This window comes from Stenotrophomonas sp. OVS01A, from assembly GCF_019969775.1.
Taxonomy (GTDB): Bacteria; Pseudomonadota; Gammaproteobacteria; order Xanthomonadales; family Xanthomonadaceae; genus Stenotrophomonas; species Stenotrophomonas indicatrix.
Genome location: NZ_JAHXYV010000001.1, coordinates 93,874 through 115,932, shown reverse-complemented (window position 1 = coordinate 115,932; position 22,059 = coordinate 93,874). Strand labels below are relative to the sequence as shown.

The 22,059-nt window shown below is 66.4% G+C and carries 17 protein-coding genes; 9 read left to right on the top strand and 8 right to left on the bottom strand.

What is annotated here, in order from left to right; all coding sequences use genetic code 11:
• Window positions 1-266 precede the first annotated feature (266 nt).
• From LC407_RS00565 to LC407_RS00545, 5 genes are all read left to right on the top strand, one after another.
• Window positions 267-1,286, top strand: coding sequence for a zinc-binding alcohol dehydrogenase family protein (locus LC407_RS00565; RefSeq protein WP_223482002.1), 1,020 nt, complete (start codon window positions 267-269; stop codon window positions 1,284-1,286).
• Between the two features lie 105 nt (window positions 1,287-1,391).
• The gene (locus tag LC407_RS00560; protein ID WP_033830442.1) at window positions 1,392-2,021 is read left to right on the top strand and encodes a membrane protein; all 630 of its coding nucleotides are present in this window, start codon (window positions 1,392-1,394) and stop codon (window positions 2,019-2,021) included.
• Window positions 2,022-2,127: 106 nt separating this feature from the next.
• Window positions 2,128-4,158 carry an NADPH-dependent 2,4-dienoyl-CoA reductase gene (locus LC407_RS00555; RefSeq protein WP_223482001.1) on the top strand — a complete coding sequence of 677 codons (2,031 nt, stop codon included), beginning with the start codon at window positions 2,128-2,130 and terminating at the stop codon, window positions 4,156-4,158.
• Between the two features lie 300 nt (window positions 4,159-4,458).
• Window positions 4,459-4,917 (top strand): cell wall hydrolase, encoded by a 459-nt coding sequence (locus LC407_RS00550; protein WP_025878087.1) that lies wholly within the window; start codon window positions 4,459-4,461, stop codon window positions 4,915-4,917.
• Window positions 4,918-5,003: 86 nt separating this feature from the next.
• A complete protein-coding gene (locus LC407_RS00545) occupies window positions 5,004-5,615 on the top strand; it encodes a glutathione S-transferase N-terminal domain-containing protein (RefSeq protein ID WP_223482000.1) in 612 nt (203 codons plus the stop codon).
• Window positions 5,616-5,680: 65 nt separating this feature from the next.
• On the opposite strand, the gene LC407_RS00540 is transcribed toward LC407_RS00545, so the two are convergent.
• The 6 genes from LC407_RS00540 to LC407_RS00515 all read right to left on the bottom strand — a co-directional run bounded on the left by LC407_RS00540 (window position 5,681) and on the right by LC407_RS00515 (window position 12,166).
• The gene (locus LC407_RS00540) at window positions 5,681-6,724 is read right to left on the bottom strand and encodes a suppressor of fused domain protein (RefSeq protein ID WP_223481999.1); all 1,044 of its coding nucleotides are present in this window, start codon (window positions 6,722-6,724) and stop codon (window positions 5,681-5,683) included.
• Window positions 6,725-6,770: 46 nt separating this feature from the next.
• Window positions 6,771-7,274 (bottom strand): hypothetical protein, encoded by a 504-nt coding sequence (locus LC407_RS00535; RefSeq protein ID WP_140224718.1) that lies wholly within the window; start codon window positions 7,272-7,274, stop codon window positions 6,771-6,773.
• A 227-nt stretch (window positions 7,275-7,501) separates the two neighbouring features.
• Window positions 7,502-9,382: a propionate--CoA ligase gene (gene prpE / locus LC407_RS00530; RefSeq protein WP_099841971.1), complete on the bottom strand. Its 1,881-nt coding sequence runs from the start codon at window positions 9,380-9,382 to the stop codon at window positions 7,502-7,504.
• A 441-nt stretch (window positions 9,383-9,823) separates the two neighbouring features.
• Window positions 9,824-10,438 carry an RluA family pseudouridine synthase gene (locus tag LC407_RS00525; RefSeq protein WP_025879434.1) on the bottom strand — a complete coding sequence of 205 codons (615 nt, stop codon included), beginning with the start codon at window positions 10,436-10,438 and terminating at the stop codon, window positions 9,824-9,826.
• Between the two features lie 123 nt (window positions 10,439-10,561).
• Window positions 10,562-11,548, bottom strand: a complete 987-nt coding sequence (locus LC407_RS00520) for a malate dehydrogenase (protein WP_025879435.1) — start codon at window positions 11,546-11,548, stop codon at window positions 10,562-10,564.
• 126 nt (window positions 11,549-11,674) lie between these two features.
• Complete coding sequence (locus LC407_RS00515; RefSeq protein ID WP_025879436.1) at window positions 11,675-12,166, bottom strand: peptidylprolyl isomerase; 492 nt, start codon at window positions 12,164-12,166, stop codon at window positions 11,675-11,677.
• Window positions 12,167-12,405: 239 nt separating this feature from the next.
• Between LC407_RS00515 and typA the strand changes: the two genes are divergently transcribed.
• From typA to LC407_RS00500, 3 genes are read left to right on the top strand one after another with little or no spacing between them, the layout of a single operon-like run.
• Window positions 12,406-14,253 (top strand): translational GTPase TypA, encoded by a 1,848-nt coding sequence (typA, locus tag LC407_RS00510; RefSeq protein ID WP_025879437.1) that lies wholly within the window; start codon window positions 12,406-12,408, stop codon window positions 14,251-14,253.
• Between the two features lie 11 nt (window positions 14,254-14,264).
• Window positions 14,265-14,732: a DUF2127 domain-containing protein gene (locus LC407_RS00505; protein ID WP_025879438.1), complete on the top strand. Its 468-nt coding sequence runs from the start codon at window positions 14,265-14,267 to the stop codon at window positions 14,730-14,732.
• 41 nt (window positions 14,733-14,773) lie between these two features.
• Window positions 14,774-16,396 carry an amidase gene (locus LC407_RS00500; protein ID WP_223481998.1) on the top strand — a complete coding sequence of 541 codons (1,623 nt, stop codon included), beginning with the start codon at window positions 14,774-14,776 and terminating at the stop codon, window positions 16,394-16,396.
• Between the two features lie 75 nt (window positions 16,397-16,471).
• On the opposite strand, the gene LC407_RS00495 is transcribed toward LC407_RS00500, so the two are convergent.
• Both LC407_RS00495 and LC407_RS00490 read right to left on the bottom strand, forming a co-directional pair.
• A complete protein-coding gene (locus LC407_RS00495) occupies window positions 16,472-17,617 on the bottom strand; it encodes a mechanosensitive ion channel family protein (protein ID WP_223481997.1) in 1,146 nt (381 codons plus the stop codon).
• Between the two features lie 685 nt (window positions 17,618-18,302).
• Window positions 18,303-19,694, bottom strand: coding sequence for a 3-deoxy-7-phosphoheptulonate synthase class II (locus LC407_RS00490; protein ID WP_025879324.1), 1,392 nt, complete (start codon window positions 19,692-19,694; stop codon window positions 18,303-18,305).
• 222 nt (window positions 19,695-19,916) lie between these two features.
• On the opposite strand from LC407_RS00490, the gene LC407_RS00485 reads away from it, so the two are divergent.
• Window positions 19,917-22,043: a TonB-dependent receptor gene (locus LC407_RS00485; RefSeq protein WP_223481996.1), complete on the top strand. Its 2,127-nt coding sequence runs from the start codon at window positions 19,917-19,919 to the stop codon at window positions 22,041-22,043.
• Window positions 22,044-22,059 lie beyond the last annotated feature (16 nt).

The window sequence follows — 22,059 nt, the reverse complement described above, 5'->3', positions numbered from 1 at the left end:
CCGCCGCGAACATTATGCTCAGGCGGGTGAAGGTCATGTTAACAGTCCCGTAACATGTGAAGCGCCGCGCACGACCGGCCACCGGTCCGACGTTGAAACCCTATACAGGATGATGAAAATCCGCAAGACCCACGCACCACAAGGGTTTGGAAGGGTTTAACGGCCAGATGCGTCAGATTTGGCGCGGGTTATCCCAAAGCGGTTCAGCGCGCGCCCATCGAGGTGAGGAACCTTATGATGCAGACAGGAACCGAGCTGGAGCTGCAATGAAAGCCGTCGCCCTGTGCCGTGACTCCGCCCCTGCCCTGCGCGACCTGGTGTTGCCACCGCCGCAGCCGCCGCGTGGCCGTGACCTGCTGATCCGTGTCGAAGCACTTTCCGTCAATCCCGTCGACGGGAAGCTGCGTGCAGCCGCGTCGGCCGCGTCGCTGGATACCCCGCGCATTCTCGGCTGGGACGCGGCAGGGGTGGTCGAAGCGATGGGCGAGGAGGCCAGCCTGTTCGCCTCCGGTGACGAGGTCTACTACGCAGGAGATGTCACCCGCCCTGGCTGCAATGCACAGTATCAGCTGGTGGATGAGCGGCTGGTGGCACGCAAACCGACCACCCTCGATTTCGCCGAAGCAGCCGCACTGCCGCTGACCACCCTTACTGCCTGGGAACTGCTGTTCCAGCGCATGCCCCTGCAGCTTGATGATCGCCGCCACGCCGGCCAGCGCCTGCTGGTGATCGGTGGTGCCGGCGGTGTCGGCTCGATGGCGATCCAGCTGGCCCACCACGCGGGGTTTGAGGTCATTGCCACCGCCTCGCGTGAAGCCTCGATCGACTGGTGCCGGCGGATGGGCGCCCAGCATGTCATCGACCATCGCCAGCCCCTGTTGCCGCAGCTGCAGGCGCTTGGCGTCGACGAAGTGCAGGTGGCACTCAACCTGGCCGACACCGATCACTACTGGGACGAACTGGGCCAGCTGCTGGCACCACAGGGACATGTAGGCCTGATCGTGGAACCCCGCGGCCCGCTGCGCATCGGCGATCCCTACAAGGCCAAGTGCATCGGCATCCATTGGGAATTCATGTTCGCCCGCGCGCGCTTTGCCACCGCCGACCGCATTGAGCAGCACCGCATCCTCAACCGCGCCGCCAGCATGATCGACGCGGGCCAGTTGCGCGGCACGCTGAGCGAAGTGCTGGGCCCGATCAATGCGGCCAACCTGGATGCCGCGCATCAGCGTCTGGCCGGCGGCCGCACCATCGGCAAGCTGGCGCTGGCCGGCTGGGACGACTGATTCACCCCCCACAGCCTGTCGCAGTGGATTGGCCGGCATCTGTATCTATTGAACGCTCCGTTTCGGGACTAGGGTGGAAACAGATCCCACTCCCCCGAGCCCGTCATGCCCTCCGCCCTGCCCCTGCGCCTGCTGCAACTGATCATCGGCCTGTTCCTCTACGGCTTCGGCGCCTCGCTGATGATCCGCGCCGCCATCGGTGTCGCGCCGTGGGACGTGCTGTCGCAGGGCATCGCCGCGCAAACGCCGTTGTCGTTCGGCCTGGCCACCAACGTGATCGGCGCGCTGGTGCTGCTGCTGTGGTGGCCGCTGCGGCAGAAGCCAGGTGTCGGTACCGTGCTCAACGTGATGCTGATCGGTCCTTCGGCGCAGTTCGGACTATGGCTGCTGCCCCCGGCGGTCGGCCTCGGCTGGCAAGTGGCGATGTTCTGCGCCGGCATGCTGCTGGTGGCGCTGGCCACCGGCCTGTACATCGGCGCCAAGCTCGGCCCTGGCCCGCGCGATGGCCTGATGACCGGACTGCACGCGCGCACCGGCTGGCCAATCTGGAAGGTGCGCAGCCTGATTGAAGGCAGCGTGCTGCTGCTGGGGTGGTGGCTGGGCGGCAATGTCGGCGTCGGCACGCTCGCCTTCGCGTTGCTGATCGGACCGTTGTGCGGGGTCACGCTTGGCTGGTTCGGGATCGGCCGCGCACCGGTAGTGCCGGCCGCTGGCCGGCAACCGCAATCGCCCTGAGCTGACCGGTAGGCCGGGCATGGCCCGGCGCTACCGAGCGAGGCAGCCCTTGCCCCGGGCGCCGTTTCGCGGCACCCTTCGCGCTTCCGTACGCAAGCGTATCGACATGTCGCCAGCCAACGAAAGCGCCTACCCCCACCTGTTCTCCCCGCTGGACCTGGGCTTCACCCAGCTGCGCAACCGGGTGCTGATGGGCTCGATGCACACCGGCCTGGAGGACCGCGCACGCGACTTCCCGCGCCTGGCCGCCTACTTCGCAGAGCGCGCCGAAGGTGGCGTCGGCCTGATCGTCACCGGTGGTTTCGCGCCGAACGTGGTCGGCTGGCTCAAGCCGTTCGGCGGCAAGCTGTCCTGGCCTTGGGAAGTGCGCCCGCATCGGCAGTTGACCGCCGCCGCGCACCAGCACGGCGCGAAGATCTGCCTGCAGCTGCTGCATGCCGGGCGCTACGCCTATCACCCGCTGTCGGTAGCGCCGTCGAAGCTGAAGGCGCCGATCAATCCGTTCACCCCGCGCGCCTTGTCGGCCAGCGGCGTCGAGCGACACATCGCCGACTATGCACGCAGCGCGAAGCTGGCCCGCGAAGCCGGCTACGACGGCGTGGAAGTGATGGGCTCGGAGGGTTACCTCATCAACGAGTTCATCGCCCCGCGCACCAACAAGCGCGATGACCGCTGGGGCGGTGATGCCGCACAGCGCATGCGCTTTGCGGTGGAGATCGTGCGCCGCATCCGCGAAGCCTGCGGCCCGGATTTCATCATCATCTACCGCCTGTCGCTGGTCGACCTGGTCGAAGACGGCAGCAACTGGGAAGAGATCGTGCAGCAGGCCCAGGCCATCGAGGCCGCCGGTGCGACGATCCTCAATTCCGGCATCGGCTGGCATGAAGCGCGCATTCCGACCATTGCCACCTCGGTACCGCGTGGCGCATTCGCCGCGGTCACCGCCAAGCTCAAGCCGCATGTGTCATTGCCGCTGGTGGCGACCAACCGCATCAACATGCCCGAGGTCGCCGAACGCATCCTCGCCGATGGCGGTGCCGACATGGTGTCCTTGGCACGCCCGCTGCTGGCCGACCCGCAGTGGCCGAACAAGGCCCGCGCCGGCCGTGCCGAGGCCATCAACACCTGCATCGCCTGCAACCAGGCCTGCCTGGACCACGTGTTCGAAAACAAGCTGGCCAGTTGCCTGGTCAACCCGCGTGCCGCCCACGAGACCGAGCTGGTCTACACCCCGACCACCGCACCGAAGCGGGTGGCCGTGGTCGGCGCCGGCCCGGCCGGCCTGGCCTGCGCTACGGTCGCTGCCGAACGCGGCCACCAGGTCACCCTGTTCGACGCCAGCAAGGAGATCGGTGGCCAGTTCAACGTGGCCAAGCGCATTCCCGGCAAGGAAGAGTTCCACGAGACACTGCGCTACTTCCGCCACAAGCTGGGCGAGACCGGCGTGCAGCTGCGCCTGGGCACCCGTGCCGACGCGGCCAGCCTGGCCGGCTTCGACGAGGTCGTACTGGCCACCGGCATCCTGCCGCGCAAGGTCGACTTCCCCGGTGCCGACCACGCCAAGGTGGTCAACTACCTGGACGTGCTGCTGGGCCGGGTCGAGGTGGGTGCCAGCGCCGCCATCATCGGCGCCGGTGGCATCGGCTTCGATGTCGGCGAGTTCCTTGCCCATGACGGCCCCTCGCCATCGCTGGACCCGCAACGCTGGATGGCCCAATGGGGCGTGGATGCCACCTTCGAGGCCCGCGGTGCACTGGCCCGCCCGGTTGTGGAGGCGTCGCCGCGCAGGCTGTGGCTGCTGCAGCGCAGTGCCGGCAAGCCCGGTGCACGCCTGGGCAAGACCACCGGCTGGATCCACCGCGCCACGCTGAAGGCCAAGGGCGTGCGCATGCTGGGTGGTGTCGAGTACCTGGGCGTGGACGATGCGGGCCTGCGCATCCGCGTGGACGGCAGCGAACAGCTGCTGCCGGTCGACCACGTGGTGATCTGTGCCGGCCAGGAACCGCAGCGCGCGCTGCAGGCCGAACTGCAGGCCACGGGCATCACCGCACACTTGATCGGTGGTGCAGATGTGGCCGCCGAACTCGATGCAAAACGTGCGATCGATCAGGGCAGCCGACTCGCCGCCGCGCTCTGATGAGCACCTGAATGGGGGCCGGAATGTGATTTCCGTCACCGGCCCCCAAAGCTGAATGTCAAGCCGGACGATTCAGGATGCGTTCGGCAATCCCCCCCTACCTTGCGCCGACTTTCTGCTCACCAGCCAGTTTCCGGTGAGCCGGTGCGGACCCCGCCGATCGATCCACGATCGTGTTCTTGGGGCCGCCCACGGGGCAGCCCCGATGGCCGCCTCCCCATGACGCCAAGTCGTACCCCGCCTCCAGCAGCCTGCGCTGCCGGAACCGCCAGGTGCGTCCCACACGGAGCAAGGAGTTATATGAAACTGGCCTGGATTCTCTGGCTGTCGCAGTTGCTGCCGCAGCCGGCCGCTGATTCATTGTGTTTGAGCACCACCGTTTACCTGGAAGCCCGCGACCAGACCCTGCGTGGCCAGCAGGCGGTGGCCGAAGTCGCCCTGCGTCGCCTCGACAGTGGCTTGTGGGGCGACTCGATGTGCCAGGTGGTGACCGCGCGCAAGCAGTTCGCCCCCACCATCGTCTCCCCCGGCACCCAGCTGGGCAACGATGCGGCGTGGAGTGAGGCGATGGACGTGGCCTTCGACGCCGAGCGCAACTGGGCGCTGCCAGCCGGCGAGCGCCGCGAGATCGTGCCTGGCGCCAGCCACTTCGCTGCGCTGGCCATCGCCAGCCCGAACTGGCGCAACGCCTACCAGGTGGCCACCATCGGCGATCACACCTTCTACAAAGTGCAGAACCTCAAGCCCCGGCAGTCGTAACGATCCGTTGCCGGTGGCAGCGTTGCCGCGTGCGGCTGGGCTCTGGGATAGTGGTGGTTTCCCGCCACACCCCGCCTGGAGTTCCCATGAAGCTGTACAGCAAGCCCGGTGCCTGTTCCACCGCCGACCACATCGCCCTGCAGTGGACCGGCCAGCCGTTCGAGGTCGAACTGCTGAACAAGGACACCCTGAAGGGTCCGGAATTCCTCAAGATCAATCCGGCCGGCGCGGTACCGGCGATCGTCGATGGCGACTTCGTGCTGGTGCAGAACGCGGCGGTCATGGGCTACATCGCCGACAGCTACCCGCAGGCCGGTCTCGGCGGCGATGGCAGCCCGCGCCAGCGCGCTGAAGCCACCCGCTGGCTGGCCTTCGTCAACTCCGACGTGCACCCGGCGTTCTCGCCGCTGTTCGCGCCGGGCAAGTTCATCGCCGATGAAGGCCAGTACGACGCGATCCGCGCCGCCGCGCACAAGCGCCTGCGCGCCCTGTTCGAGACCGCCGACAGGCAGCTGGCCGACAAGCCGTGGCTGGCCGGCTTCCGCAGCTTCGCCGATCCCTACTTCTACATCACCCTGCGCTGGGCGGCCGGCACCAAGGTCGACCTGTCGGGCCTGGACAACCTGGCCGCCTACAAGGCGCGCATGGACGCCGATCCGGGCGTGCAGGCGGTGCTGAAGGCCGAAGGCCTGGCCTGATGGATCCGGGGTCGGATCCGTCTGCGCAGCAGGCGGCTCCGACCCCATTGGTGCCATCGGCGCGGTCAGCCGATTTCGCGGATCACTTCGCCCTTCGCATCGCGCAGGAACGTCGGCACCACTTCAACCTGCAACGTATTCGACACCGGGTAGGTCCCGCGTTGCGGCCGCACGCCATGCCAGGCCTGCAACGCCGCCTCATCCAGTATCCAGCGCACGTTGTCGTCCTCGACCGCGACCGCGCCATCGGTGGCCGGCATGAACTCCCATTGCCGTTCGCGGCTGACCAGCGTCAGAGCCTTGCCGTGGCGCAGGCGCAGTGGCAGCAGCTCACCCACACTGCCGACCTGCCCGGCCCCCAGCACCAGCGTGGTGATACCCGCCGTCTGCCGCCAGTCCAGCGTCTCGATGAACAACATGCCGGTACTGGACCCCTCACGCTCGCTGCCGGCCTCCACCCGCGCGGCCAGCGCCGGATCGTCCAGCAGATTGCCGCGATGCAGATCGGTGATCCACAGCGGCATCGCGTCCTCAAGCACCTGCAGGACACCGCGCGTGGACCAGCGCTTGATCGCGTCCATTTCCTCGTCGGTCAGCCCCACCACCTGCAGGAACTGCAAATGTCCATTGGCGGTGTCGCGCGGTGGCAACTGCGGATCGGCAACGAATGCCAGATGGCAGAGACGGGTGTCGGTCTCCAGCGCGATCGGGCCATTGGCGTTGAGGTGGTGGCCATCCTCGAACACATTGCCGCTGCTGAACACATAGCGCGCCAGATTCTGCAGCAGGCTCATCGGCCACGCAGGCGGCGTGCTGCCTGCATCCTCCCCCTTGTCCGCAGCCAGACGGAACGTCAGCTCGAAACCATAGCCACTGGTGGCCGCATCACTGCTCTCTTTTGCATACAGTTCTGACAGGCCGTAGGTGACGTAGTGCCAATGCGGAACCGGTGATTCCGCCCAGTACACGCTGATGCCGTCGAGCGGATCCTGGCCACCCAGCGTGTACGGCAGCGCGGTACCGAAGTGACGCGGCTCCTGGCCGGCGTACAGCGGTGCCAGCGCGGCATTGATCGCATCCCAACCGGGGGTATCGGTGTCGTCCTGCATGCGGGGCTCCTGGGCGGAAAAAGAGCGGACCACTTTACCCCGCGCGTCAGCCGGGCACGACCTCGGCAGTGACCGGTGTCATCGAGATCTGGATCTCCTGCCACCAGCGCTGGGCCAGCGCCGGGCTGCGTGCCTTGCCGATCGCGGCGATCATTTCCGGGCACAGTTTTTCCAGGGCGACCGCGTCGGTACAGCGCTCGATCTTCAACTGCATGAAGTAGCCTTTCAGGCCCAGATGGCGGCGCACGGCATCGCTCATCGCGTCGTACAACTGCTGGTACAGCGCCGGATCCTGCTCGCGGCCGCTGCACAGCCCGCGCTGCGGCACAGGTTCGGCCCTGCCGCCGACCACCTCGATCAGGCCCAGTGCAGCCAGCTGCTGCAGCGCATCCGGCGGCGCGCGCAGTCCTTCAAACAAGCCGCGCAGTTCGCTTTCATCACGCTGGCCGTCAACCATCAACAGGATCGAACGCAGCGCCGCCGGCAGGCGCCGGGCACGATCTTCGATTTCCTGGCGGCCAGCGGCCGTCTTGGCATGCAGCAGTGCCATAGCTCCCCCTTCCCACGATGCGATACGCATGCACGCCCTTGCGGGCGCGCCCCCCTGTTCGCCATCCCCGGGTGGCACGCGCGTTCCCCGGCGCGTGCCGCGTGTTGCAGGTCGATGACAGGCGGAGCTTAGCGCATGTCCTGGCAGGCCTGGGTAGCGCCAGGCCATCCCTGGCGGCTTTTCCGCGCTTTGCGCTCGCCGGGCATGGCCCGGCGCTACCACCCCGATCAGCGTCCCAGCGCGCGGCGGATCTCTTCCAGCGCGCCCGGGTCGTCCAGCGTCGACAGGTCGCCGGGGTCGCGCTGCTCGGCCAATGCCTGCAGCGAGCGACGCAGCAGCTTGCCCGAACGGGTCTTGGGCAGCGCGTTGACCACATGGATGTGCGCCGGTCGCGCCACCGCCCCCAGCGAGGTGGTCACCGTGGCCATCATCTCGGCCACCACTGCGGCCGGGTCTTCGCCATCGAGCCCCTGCTTGAGGGTGACGAACACCAGCGGCACCTGCCCCTTCAATTCGTCCTTCACCCCGATCACCGCTGCCTCGGCCACGCGCGGGTGACTGGAGATGGCCTCTTCGATCTCACGCGTGCCCAGACGGTGCCCGGCCACGTTGATCACATCGTCGGTGCGGCCGAGGATGAAGGTATAGCCATCGTCATCGCGGATGGCCCAGTCCAGCGAGCTGTACAGCAGTTCCTTGAAGTGGCTGAAGTAGCTCTGCAGGAAGCGGCTGTCGTCATTCCAGACCGTGCTCATGCAGCCCGGCGGCAACGGCGGCGTCATCACCAGCACACCCTTCTGCCCGGCAGCCACCTCTTCACCGGTGTTCTCGTCGATCACCTTCATCCGGTAGCCGAGATTGGGGAACCCGGGCGAGCCGAACCGCACCGGCTTCATGTCCAGCCCAGGCAACAGGGTCAATGCCGGCCAACCGGTTTCGGTCTGCCAGTAGTTGTCGATGATCGGCTTGCCCAGCGCGTCGCTGATCCAGTGCGCGGTCGGCTCGTCCAGCGGCTCGCCGGCCAGGAACAGATACTTCAGCGCATCCAGGTCGTGGCGGTGGATGAAATCGGCATCGTGCTTCTTCAGCACGCGGATCGCCGTCGGCGAAGAGAACATCGTGCGCACGTTGTACTGCTCGCACAGCGCCCACCAGATGCCCGGATCGGGGTTGGTCGGCAGCCCTTCGTACAGCAGCGAGGTGCAGCCGCCGATCAACGGGCCATACACGTTGTAGGAGTGGCCCACGGCCCAGCCGACATCGGAGGTGGAGAACATCACCTGTCCCGGCTTGCAGTCGAACACGGTCTGCATCGACTGCGCCATCGCCACCGCATAGCCACCGACATCGCGCTGCACGCCCTTCGGCTTGCCGGTGGTGCCGGAGGTGTACAGCAGGTAGCTGGGCTCGCTCGATTCCAGCCATTGCACCGGCACATCGGTCTGCCCGATCTGCGCACGCAGGGTGGCGTACTCGACGTCGCGCCCTTCGATGCGTGGCTCGGCCGGGTCCAGCCCGCGCGAAACGATCAGCACGTGCGGCGGCGGACTGCTGGCTTCGGCGCAGGCGGCATCGACCATCGCCTTGTACGGAATGAGCTTGCCGCCACGCATGCCGGCATCGGCAGCGATCAGCAGCTTCGGCTTGGCATCGTCGATGCGCAGCGCGAGGTTGTGCGCAGCGAAGCCCCCGAACACCACCGAGTGCACCGCACCGATACGTGCACAGGCAAGCATGGCGAACACGGCCTCGGCCATGTTCGGCATGTAGATCACCACGCGGTCGCCGTGGCCGACGCCAAGGTGCTTCAGCACGGCGGCGAAGTCGTTCACTTCGCGATACAGCTGGCGATAGGTGATTTCGCGGGTGCTGTTGGTTTCGGTGGAGATGGCGACCAGTGCGAGCTGGTCCGGGCGGTCGGCCAGATGCCGGTCGACGGCGTTGTAGCAGAGGTTGGTTTCACCACCCACGAACCAGCGCCGGAACGGCGGGTTGCTGTAGTCGAGCACCTGTTGCGGCGGCGTGTGCCAATGGATGCGCTTGGCTTCCTCGCCCCAGAATGCCTCCGGCTCGTCGATCGAGCGGCGGTAGGTTTCCTCGTAGTTCATGACGCAGCCCTCCCAGACAAAGTCATGGCTTCGAGCATAGTCCGGCGCTGGCGCGTGGGCCGCCCTACCTTGGTAGGGGGTGTGTTGCCGGCAGGGCTGCGCCCTGCACCCGCCGAAGCAACGGCAACGGCAACGGCAACGGCAACCGCAACCGCAACCGCAACCGCAACAGCAAGAGCGTGCATTCCTTGGGATGGCGGGGTGGGTCCGGTTGCGGGGGTGTCCGCGGCATGGATGCCGCGGCCAAGCCCCCAGGGATGGGTTTACGGCGTCCCCCGCAACCGGACCCGCCCCGCCATCCCACGGAACCCCGCTGTTGCTGTTGCTGTTGCTGTTGCTGTTGCTGTTGCCGTTGCTGTTGCTGCTGAGGTTGCCGACCAGCGGCCGGCACTACCGCCGGTGCAGGGTGCAGGGCGCAGCCCTGCCGAACACCCTACCCTTCTAGAACGGAGTCGTAGACTCGAACGCGAGCGCCTCGCCCGTCACCGGGTGAGTGAACTGCAGCTTCCGCGCATGCAGGCACACGCGCTGCGCGGCCTCTGCGCCATACAGCACGTCGCCGACGATCGGATGACCCAGGCTGGCCATGTGCAGGCGCAGCTGATGGCTGCGGCCGGTGACCGGTTCCAGTTCAACGCGCGTGCGTTGCGCCTCGGTGTCACGCGACAGTACCCGCCATCGGGTCAGCGCCGGCTTGCCGCGTTCGTGGTCGACCATCTGCTTGGGCCGGTTCGGCCAGTCGACGATCAGCGGCAGGTCCACTTCACCGGCATCATCTTCCAGCAGCCCCTGCACGATGGCTTCATAACGCTTGCCCACCTGGCGCTTCTCGAACTGCATCGACAGCGCTACCTGCATGTCCTTGCCGCGCGCGTGCAGCAGCAGGCCAGAGGTGACCTGGTCCAGGCGATGCACGGTCAGCGCATCGGCATACACCGCCTGCAGCCGTGCGACCACGCAGTCCTGGTTCTCCGCCGAGCGGCCGGGCACGGACAGCAGGCCGGCCGGCTTCTCGGCCACCAAAAGCGCGTCGTCGATGTAATGCAGAAGGATCATGTCGTTGCCAGGTACTCCATACGAAAACGGGGAAGCCGAAGCCTCCCCGTTTCCTGCGTACCGGCCAACAGCCGGTACCTACCCTGATGGAAAGGTGCCGGCAGGGTGCCGGCACCGACCGCATCAACCCAGCAGGTGGGCGACGCCGGCGCGCTCTTCTTCCAGCTCGGCCAGGGTCTTGTCGATGTACTTCTGGCTGAAGTCGTCGACCGGCAGATCCTTGACCAGGGTGTACTCGCCGTTCTCGGTGGTGACCGCGAAGCCGAAGATCACGCCTTCCGGAATGCCGTAGGAACCGTCGGACGGCACGCCCATGGTGACCCACTTGCCGTTGCTGCCCAGCACCCAGTCACGCACGTGGTCGATCGCTGCGTTGGCCGCCGAAGCTGCCGAGGACGAGCCGCGGGCTTCGATGATCGCCGCGCCGCGCTTGCCGACGGTCGGGATGAAGGTGTTGGCATTCCACTCCTGGTCGTTGATCGCATCGGCGATCGACGCACCATCGGCGGTGGCGAAACGGTAGTCCGGGTACATGGTCGGGCTGTGGTTGCCCCACACCACCAGCTTTTCCATGCCGGCGACCGGCTTGCCGAGCTTGGTCGACAGCTGGCTCAGCGCACGGTTGTGGTCCAGGCGCAGCATGGCGGTGAAGTTGCGCGGGTTCAGGTCCGGCGCCGACTTCATGGCGATGTAGGCGTTGGTGTTGGCCGGGTTACCGACCACCAGCACCTTCACGTCACGCTTGGCGACCTTGTTCAGTGCGGCGCCCTGGGCGGTGAAGATCTTCGCGTTTTCCAGCAGCAGATCCTTGCGCTCCATGCCCGGGCCGCGCGGACGTGCGCCGACCAGCAGGGCGATGTCGGCGTCCTTGAAGGCGACTTCAGCGTCGTCGGTACCGACCATGCCGGCCAGCAGCGGGAACGCGCAGTCTTCCAGCTCCATCATCACGCCCTTCAGGGCGGCCTGGGCCTTGTCGACCGGCAGCTCCAGCAGCTGCAGGATGACCGGCTGGTCCTTGCCCAGCATTTCACCGGAGGCGATACGGAACAGCAGGGCGTAGCCGATCTGGCCGGCGGCGCCGGTCACGGCAACACGAACAGGTGCTTTCATGGGGATTTCCTCTGCTAAGAAGCTAAGTAGCGTTGTGGGAGATGGCCGCGCGGGCGGGGACAGGCCTGGCGGGGCGGCCGCAACATGGAAACGGCCCCCTCTGCAGGGGGCCGTCCGGGTATTGGATCAGGCGGCGAGGATCTTGTTCCACTCACCCACGCGCTCTGCCTGGGCGGCGAGCACGGCGTCGGTGTCGCCTTCCAGGGTGATCGAATGGATCACGTCGCCCTGCTTGACCGAATCAACGATCGCCTGGCCTTCCAGGACCTGGCCGAACACGGTGTGCTTGCCGTCCAGCCAATCGGTCTTGATGTGGGTGATGAAGAACTGGCTGCCATTGGTGTTCGGGCCGGCGTTGGCCATCGACAGCGAGCCGATCTGGTGCTTCACACCATTCTTCTCGTCTTCGAACTTGTAGCCCGGGCCGCCGGTGCCACGACCCTGCGGGCAGCCGCCCTGGATCATGAAATCGGGGATCACGCGGTGGAAGATCAGGCCGTCATAGAAGCCGCGCTTGACCAGGTTCACGAAGTTGGCGACCGTCAGCGGCGCCTTGTCGGCGAACAGCTCGACCTTGATCGGGCCCTGGGTGGTGTCGAAAGTGGCGATGAGGGACATGCAGATCCTTGGGATGCGGGGTGTGTAATCAGCCCCATAAGGATACACCTCCCCCGTGGCATGGGCGGCTTCGACCATGTGCGCAGGCAGGGTCTTCAGCCTGCGGACGGGCAGCGCCGGGGGGCAGGCTGAATGGGGGCCTCAGCAGTCCTGAAATCCAGGTTTTCGCCAATCGTCAAGTTCGACGTATAATGTTGGACTTCTTTTTCCAAATCCGGCGCCGACTGGCCCCCTTTCGTATGTCCATCGAAAACCTTCGCAACATCGCCATCGTCGCTCACGTCGACCATGGCAAGACCACCCTGGTCGACCAGCTGCTGAAGCAGTCCGGCACCCTGTCCGAGCGTACCGTCCTCGCCGAGCGCGTGATGGACAGCAACGACCAGGAAAAGGAACGCGGCATCACCATCCTGGCCAAGAACACCGCCATCACCTGGGAAGACAAGAAGACCGGTATCAAGAACCGGATCAACATCGTCGACACCCCCGGACACGCCGACTTCGGCGGCGAGGTCGAGCGCGTGCTGTCGATGGTCGACACCGTGCTGATCCTGGTCGACGCGATGGACGGCCCGATGCCGCAGACCCGCTTCGTCACCCAGAAGGCCTTCGCGATGGGCTTCAAGCCGATCGTCGTGGTCAACAAGGTCGACCGTCCGGGCTCGCGTCCGGAGTGGGTGATCGACCAGGTCTTCGACCTGTTCGACAAGCTCGGCGCCACCAATGAGCAGCTGGACTTCCCGATCGTCTACGCCTCGGCCCTGAACGGCTACGCCGGCCTGGAAGACACCGTGCGCGACGGCGACATGACCCCGCTGTACGAAGCGATCATGCAGCACGCGCCGAAGCCGGAAGTGGACCCGGAAGGTCCCTTCCAGATGCGCATCAGCCAGCTGGACTACAACAACTTCGTGGGCGTGATCGGCATCGGCCGCATCCAGCGCGGCACCCTGAAGAAGAACATGCAGGTCGCGGTGATCGACCGTGAAGGCAAGAAGCGCAACGGCAAGGTCGCCCAGGTGCTGGGCTTCCTGGGCCTGGAGCGCATCGAGCAGGACACCGCCGAAGCCGGTGACATCGTCGCCATCTCCGGTATTCCGGAGCTGACCATCTCCGACACCCTGTGCCACCCGGAAACCCCGGAAGCCCTGCCGGCACTGACCGTCGACGAGCCGACCATCTCGATGACCTTCCAGGTCAACAACTCGCCGTTCGCCGGCAACAAGGACCTGTCCGGTGGCAAGTTCCTGACCAGCCGCCAGATCAAGGACCGCCTGGACCGCGAGCAGGTCCACAACGTGGCCCTGAAGGTCGAACAGCTGGAAGACGCCGACAAGTTCCTGGTCTCCGGCCGTGGCGAACTGCACCTGTCGGTGCTGATCGAGAACATGCGTCGTGAAGGCTACGAGCTGGCCGTGTCGCGCCCGGAAGTGATCATCAAGCAGATCGACGGCCAGGCCATGGAGCCGATCGAGCAGCTCGTGGTGGATATCGAAGAAGTCCACCAGGGCGGCGTGATGGAAAAGCTGGGCACCCGCAAGGGCCAGCTGAAGAACATGGAATCGGACGGCAAGGGCCGCGTGCGCCTGGAATACCAGATCCCGGCCCGTGGCCTGATCGGCTTCCAGAACGAGTTCAAGACCCTCACCCAGGGCTCGGGCCTGCTGTTCCACGTGTTCGACCATTACGGTCCGAAGGAACAGGGCGCCATCGCCAAGCGCATCAACGGTGTGATGATCGCCAATGCGCCGGGCACCACCCCCGCGTACTCGCTGGGCCCGCTGCAGGAACGCGGCAAGCTGTTCGCTGCTGAAGGCGACAACGTGTATGAAGGTCAGCTGGTCGGCATCCACTCCAAGGACAACGACCTGACCGTCAACGCGATCAAGACCAAGCCGCTGACCAACATGCGTGCTTCGGGCAAGGACGATGCGATCCAGCTGACCCCGGCGATCAAGTACTCGCTGGAACAGGCCCTGGACTTCATCGAAGACGACGAGCTGGTCGAGATCACCCCGAAGGAGATCCGTCTGCGCAAGAAGTTCCTGACCGAAAGCGACCGCAAGAAGAACTCGCGCGGCGGCTGATCCAGCGAACCGTGAGCCAGAACGGCTACAACCCGGATCCACACCGGCATCCGGGCCTCCATGTCATCGCCTTGCTCGAAGCGAGCAAGGCGATGCTGGCGTTGTTGGCGGCCACCGGGCTGGAAATCCTCGGCCCGCAGCCGCTTCGCGACGGCGTCAATGCCCTGATCCGGCGTTTCAGCCTGGACCCGGATCACGGCACCCTGCCCTCGCTGTTGAATGCAATCAGTCCCGACGCGGTGCACCTGGCTGCGGCGGCGATGATCGGCTACGGCCTGCTGCACCTGGTCGAGGCCTGGGGCCTCTGGAAAGCCAAGGCATGGGCTTCCTGGCTGGGCTGCCTGACCGCCTCCATCTATCTGCCCTTCGATATCTACGCGATCGTCCGCCATCCCGGCTGGGCCTCGTGGACGGTGCTGGCGATCAACCTGATCGTCGTCTACGTGCTGGCGCGCGACCTGCGCAAGCGCCGTCGCTGAGCAGCCGCTACACTGGGGATCGGAGCCGTCGAAGCTGCCCCATGCGCCTGTCCTTGCCGCCCCTCCTGTCCTTCCTGATCACCGCGTTGCCTGCGGGGCTCGCTGCTGGCTGCAGCCCGGCCGCGTCCACCGCGCATGCCGGTGAACCCGGCAACAGCTCTATGCCTTTCCCCTACGCCGAGACCGAAGTTTCCGACCTGCAGGCGCGGATGGTCGCCGGTGAGCTCGACAGCGTCACCCTGACCGGCGCCTACCTCAAGCGCATCGCCGCCCTGGACCGCACCGGGCCACGCCTGCGCGCGGTGATCGAACTCAACCCCGATGCCCTCAAGGAAGCCGCACAGCGCGACCAGGAGCGCCGTGCCGGCCGCCTGCGCGGCCCCCTGCATGGCATCCCGATCCTGCTGAAGGACAACATCAACGCCGCACCGATGGCCACCAGTGCCGGCTCGCTGGCCCTGCAGGGCTTCCGCCCCGGCGATGCCTACCTGGTCCGGCGCCTGCGCGAAGCGGGCGCAGTGGTGCTGGGCAAGACCAACCTCAGCGAGTGGGCCAACTTCCGCGGCAACGACTCCATCTCCGGCTGGAGCGCGCGCGGCGGCCAGACCCGCAATCCCTACCGCCTCAGTCATTCCCCCTGCGGCTCCAGCAGCGGCAGCGCGGTGGCCGTGGCCGCCAACCTGGCCAGCGTGGCCATCGGCACTGAAACCGATGGCAGCATCGTCTGCCCCGCAGCGATCAACGGCGTGGTCGGCCTGAAACCGACCGTCGGCCTGGTCAGCCGCGAAGGCATCATCCCGATCTCCTTCAGCCAGGACACCGCAGGCCCGATGACCCGCAGCGTCGCCGACGCCGCCGCCGTGCTGACCGCCATCGCTGGCCGCGATGACGCCGATCCCGCCACTGCGACCATGCCCGGCCGCGCAGTCTACGACTACACCGCACGGCTGGATCCGCAGGGCCTGCGCGGCAAGCGCATCGGCCTGCTGCAGACACCATTGCTGAAATATCGCGGGATGCCACCGCTGGTTGAACAGGCTGTCGCTGAACTGCGCCGCGCCGGCGCCGTGGTGGTGCCGGTGGAACTACCCAACCAGGGCGCCTGGGCCGATGCCGAGCGCATCGTGCTGCTGTACGAATTCAAGGCGGGTCTGGAGCGCTACCTCAACACCTACCAGGCGCCACTGCGCAGCCTGGCCGGGCTGATCGCCTTCAACCAGGCACACAAAGGCCAGGAACTGGGGCTGTTCGGCCAGGAGCTGCTGCTGGAAGCCCAGGCGACTCCAGGCCTGGGCGATCCCGTCTACATCCGCGCGCGCAGCGATGCGCGGCGACTGGCGGGCCCGGAAGGCATCGACGCCGTGCTGGCATCGCAGAAGCTGGATGCGCTGGTCGCACCGACGACCGGTGTGGCCTGGCCCCTGCGCAGCACCGGCGATGACTTCCCCGGCGAGAGCTACAGCGTCGCCGCCGTCGCCGGCTACCCCAGCCTGAGCGTGCCGATGGGCCAGATCGATGGCCTGCCGGCGGGGCTGTTGTTCATGGGCACGGCCTGGAGCGAACCGAAGCTGATCGAGATGGCCTACGCGTATGAGCAGCGCACGCGCGCCCGGCGCCCACCGCACTTCGATACCGATACCTTGATCGAATCCGGCGACCCCTGACCCAATGGATGGTAGCGCCGGGCCGTGCCCGGCGAGCGCAGCGGCACTCTGCAATCCGCCGGGCATGGCCCGGCGCTACCATTCCGGGCGCGGCTCCGCCGGCGCGATGGCCGCCTCACCATCCTCCGCACCGGGTGAACGCACATCGGCGCTGCCTGCACGCCGCATCCGCGGCATATCCAGCTCATCGTCCCGCTGCAGGCGCGCGCGCACCTGCGGCAACGATTGCGGATGTTCGCGTGCGAGGAAATCCAGCATGCGTTCGCGCACCAGGCAGCGCAGGTCGAACGCATCACCGGAACTGCGCGCGCTGACCAGCAGCCGCACCTGTATCGCGCGCTCGCTGGTCTCGGTCACCTGCGTCACGCACACCCGTCCATCCCACAGCGGCTGGCCCTGGCAGATGCGTTCCAGCTCGGCACGTATCGCCGCGATCGGCGCACGGTAGTCCAGCCATAGAAAAGCCGTACCCAGCAGGTCGGCACTGCGTCGTGTCCAGTTCTGGAACGGGTGCTCGATGAACCAGGTCAGCGGCACCACCATCCGCCGCTCATCCCAGATGCGCACTACCACGTAGCTGCTGCCGATCTCTTCGATGCGCCCCCATTCGCCCTCGACGATCACCACGTCATCGAGTCGGATCGGCTGGGTCACCGCGATCTGCAGGCCGGCGATCAGATTGCCGAACACCGGTTTGGCGGCGATACCCGCCACCAGGCCGATCAGGCCCGCTGACGCCAACAGTGCGGTGCCGATCTTCTGCACCATCGGGAAGGTCAGCAGCACCAGCGAAGCACCGAGCACGATGATGCCGCCCATCAGCACGCGACTGAGCACTCGCGTCTGGGTCTGGATGCGGCGCGCTTCGAGGTTGTCCGAGACATCGATCGGATGGCTGCGCAGGATCGCCCGCTCACCCGCCGCAACGCCGCGCACCAGCAACCAGATGAAGCAGGCGGTCAGGGCGATGTGCAGCACGCGCAGCAGTTGATCGAGCGTGTGTTCCGGCAATGGCGTGGTCTGCAGCGCCGGCACCAGCAACAGCACGGGCAGTGCAAGGGCCAGCGGCGGTCCGATCACCCGGCCGATGCGCGCACGGCGCCGGTCACGCCCGCGCAGGCGGCGGTACAGGGCCAGTACGACCCAAGCCCCCAGGCCGCCAACCACCAGGGCGCTGCCGATCGGCCACAGGTACTGCTGCAGCTGTTGCCAGACCACCATGCATCCTCGCTGTAAACACCGAGCTACAGCGTGGCCCATGCACCATGAGCACAATGTCAGTCGTTCGTAAGCAGAATGTAGGCGGGGGTGTTCGGCAGGGCTGCGCCCTGCACCCGCGGTAGTGCCGGCCGCTGGCCGGCAACCTCAACCTCAACCTCAACCTCAACCTCAACAGCAACAGCAACAGCAACAGCAACAGCCTGCATTCCGTGGGATGGCGGGGAGGGGACAGATGGCGGGGGACGCTGCAAGTACGTCCATGTAAGCTCGGTCGCGCCATCCATGGCGCTCACGCCCCCGCCATCTGCCCCCTCCCCGCCTCCGACAATTTCCCGCGATCTGTCGGAATGTCATGGCCTGCTCTTGGTGGGTGTCGACCTTGGTCGACACGTAGATCCACGCGATGCGTGGATGCTCTTCGATCAATTGTCGAAATATTCGATTTCGATTGGATTTGATCCAAGCGAAGCACAGATGGACCAACAGCCACCGGAAATCTGTCAGAGGTGGGGCGGTGTCGGATTGCGGGGCATCCGCGCCATGGATGGCGCGGCTGAGCCTACAGGGACGTACTTGCGGCGTCCCCGCAATCCGACACCGCCCCGCCAACCACGGAATGCCGCTCTTGCTGTTGCTCTGGCAGTGGCCTCTGCAGGTGCAGGGCGCAGCCCTGCCGAAAAAATCCCTACCGCACTTGCTCCTGCTTGCGCACGATCGCCATCGCGATCTCCAGCGACTGCTCGTAGTTCAGACGCGGGTCGACGGTCGAACGATAGGCGCGCTCCAGGTCACGCTCGGTCAGTTCGCGCGCACCGCCGGTGCATTCGGTCACATCCTCACCGGTCAGCTCCAGATGCACGCCGCCCAAGCGGGTGCCTGCGGCCGCGTGCAGGTCGAAGGACATCTCGACCTCGCCGCGCACGTTGTCGAAGCGCCGCGTCTTGAAGCCGTTGGCGGTGCTTTCGGTATTGCCGTGCATCGCATCGCACACCCACAGCACGCGACGACCATCGCGCTTGACCGCATCCAGCAACGGCGGCAGCTTCTGCGCGATCTGCGCCGCTCCCATACGATGGATGAAGCTCAGGCGGCCCGGCTCGTCATCCGGGTTGAGCACATCGATCAGGCGCAACAACTGGTCCGGCGTCACCGACGGGCCCACCTTGATCGCGATCGGATTGCGCACGCCGCGCAGGTACTCCACGTGCGCGCCATCCAGCGCGGCGGTACGCATGCCGATCCACGGATAGTGCGTGCTCAGGTTCAACCAGCCCTGCTGGCGCGGCACCTGCCGGGTCAGCGCCTGCTCGTAGGGCAGCAGCAGCGCTTCATGCGAGGTGTAGAAATCGATGCGGTTGAGGTTGTGCACACGGGCCCCGGCCAGGGTCTCCATGAAGTGCACGGCATCACCGATCGAGGCCACCATCTTCTGGTACTCGGCGGCCAACGGCGAATGGCTCACCCATTCCAGGTTCCAGTATTCGGGATGGTGCAGATCGGCGAAGCCACCATCGATCAGCGCCCGCACGAAGTTCATCGTCATCGCCGAATGCGCGTGGGCCTGCAGCATCCGCTTCGGGTCGGGCAGACGCGCCGCCTCGGTGAAGGCCGGCGCATTGATCACATCGCCGCGGTAGCTGGGCAGGGTCACGCCGTCGCGGGTCTCGGTATCGGCCGAGCGCGGCTTGGCGTACTGGCCGGCAAAACGGCCGACGCGGATCACCGGCTGGCGCAGGCCGTGCACCAGCACCAGGCTCATCTGCAGCAGCACCTTCAACCGGTTGGAGATCGTGCCCGATTCGCAGTCGCTGAAATTCTCCGCGCAGTCGCCGCCCTGCAACAGGAAACGCTTGCCTTCCTGGGCGTCGGCCAGCTGCTGCTTCAGCGCCAGGATCTCCCACGAGGTCACCAGCGGCGGCAGCCGCTTCAGCTCGTGCAGCGCGGCATCCAGTGCCACCGGATCGGGATAGGTCGGCATCTGCAGCGCGGTCTTGCCCCGCCAGCTCTCCGGTGACCAAGCGGCGCCAGCAGCGATGGCGGCAGGATCGGGGGCGGGCGGAACGGCGGACAGGCTCATTACGGACATCCGGGGTGGGGGGCGGTCATGGTCGCAGAGCCAGCCGCTGGCGCAAAGGGCCGGGCCCGGTCATGACTGCCTGAACGGTGTGGAAAGGGGCCGTGTGATCGGCCAGAAACGGCATGGTCGCCATCGCCGGACAGGCGCATGATCGGCACGCAGTTGTTACGGAGTAACACTCCCTCATGGACCGGCCCCCTCCCCCTCCCCTGCCCATTTCCCATGAAGCCCTCCCTGCTCACCACCGCCATCACCTTCGCCCTGATCCTCACCAGCCAACCCGTGCTTGCCGCCGACACTGCTGCCAGCGCGGCTGTGGTCAAGGACCTCGACGTAGTCACCGTCAGTGCTCAGCTCGACCAGGCCCGCAACGCCCTGTCACCGGACATCGGCAGCAGCCAGTACCAGATCACCGCCGAGGACATCCAGAAGCAGCCGCTGGGCGCCTCCGCCCCGCTCAGCCAGGTGCTGCTGCAGGCCCCGGGCGTGGTCCAGGACTCCTACGGCGGCGTCCACGTGCGCGGCGACCACGCCAACCTGCAGTACCGCATCAACGGCGTACTGCTGCCCGAATCGATCTCCGGCTTCGGCCAGACCCTGGATGCCCGCACCATCAAGAGCATCCGCCTGATGGATGGTGCGCTGCCGGCGCAGTTCGGTGAACGCACCGCCGCGGTGGTCGATATCACCACCCGCAGTGGCGCCGAGCTGGGCAACGGCGGCAGCGCTGGCATCACCGCCGGTTCGTTCGGCAAGGTCAACCCGAACGCCTCCTGGTGGGGCAACCAGGGCCGCTGGAGCTGGTTCCTGACCGGCAACTACGACCAGAACGAGGTCGGGCTGGAGAACCCCACCAGCGCACGCAGGCCGCTGCATGACGACACCCACCAGGGGAAGGCCTTTGCCGACCTGACCTATCTGGTCAACGACAGCACCCGCCTGAGCGTGTTCGCCGGCTTTGCCAACAACCGCTTCCAGATCCCGGTCAACCCGGGACAGACCCCGCAGTTCGGCTACCTGGACACCACCACCTTCGATTCCAGCCAGCTGGACGAAACCCAGCGCGAGACCACCCGCTTCGGCATGCTGGTGCTGCAGGGCACGCTTGGCCAGACCGCGTACCAGCTCTCGGCCGGCCAGCGCTACAGCGATGTGGCCTTCAATCCGGACGTCGTGGGCGACCTGGTGTTCAGCGGCGTCGCCTCGCAGGTCCGGCGCAGCAACCGCGCCAACACCCTGCAGGCCGATTTCTCCACCCCCCTGGGCGATAACCACACCCTGCGTTATGGCCTGTATGGCAACTACGAACACGCCGCCGCCAACAACAGCAGCTGGGTCTTCCCGGTCAACGCCGATGGGCGGCAGACGAGCACCACGCCGCAGCTGATCCCGGACCGCAATGCCTTCCACGCCAGCACCGCAGCCTTGTACGTGCAGGACGAGTGGCGGATCGGCGATGACTGGACCGTCAACTACGGCCTGCGCGGCGACCGCTTCAAGGCCTTCGGTCACACCGAGGGCCAGCTCAGCCCACGTCTGGGCGTGGTCTGGAACGCCAGCGACAGCACCACCGTGCACGCCGGCTATTCGCGCTACTTCACCCCGCCCGCCAGCGAACTGGTTGCCGGCAGCGATCTTGCCCTGTTCGATGGCACCAGCAACCAGCAACCCGCCAATGGCAGCAACACGCCGTTGTCCGAGCGCAGTGACTACTACGATATCGGCGTGTCACAGCAGGTCGGCGACCACCTCACCCTCGGCCTGGATGCCTACGACCGACGCGTGCACCGCCTGCAGGACGAAGGCCAGTTCGGCGCCGCCTACATCTATTCCACCTTCAACTATCGCCGCGGCCACATCCATGGTCTGGAGTTCAGCGCCGACTACAGCAACGGACCGATCAGCGCGTACTTCAACGCGGCCTACAACAAGGCCATGGGCACCCAGGTCATCACCAGCCAGTACAACCTCGATCCGGATGCACTGGCCTACGTGCAACAGAACTGGATCCATCTGGACCACGACCAGAAGCTGACGTCTTCCGGCGGCGTCAGCTATGCGTTCGCTGGCCACAATCGGGTCGGTGCGAACTACGTGTACGGCAGCGGCCTGCGTTCGGACATCGAGGGCGTGCCCAATGGCGGCGAACTACCGTCGTACCTGCAGGTCAATCTCAGCGCCGCGCATGACTTCAACGCCGACACCGGTCATCCGCTGCATGTGCAACTGGCCGTACTCAACACACTGGACCGAAGCTACCAGCTGCGCGATGGCGGCGGCATTGGCGTGTTCGCACCGCAGTGGGGACCACGTCGCGGCGCCTATCTGAGCCTGCAGCAGGATTTTTGAGGTAGCGCCGACTGCC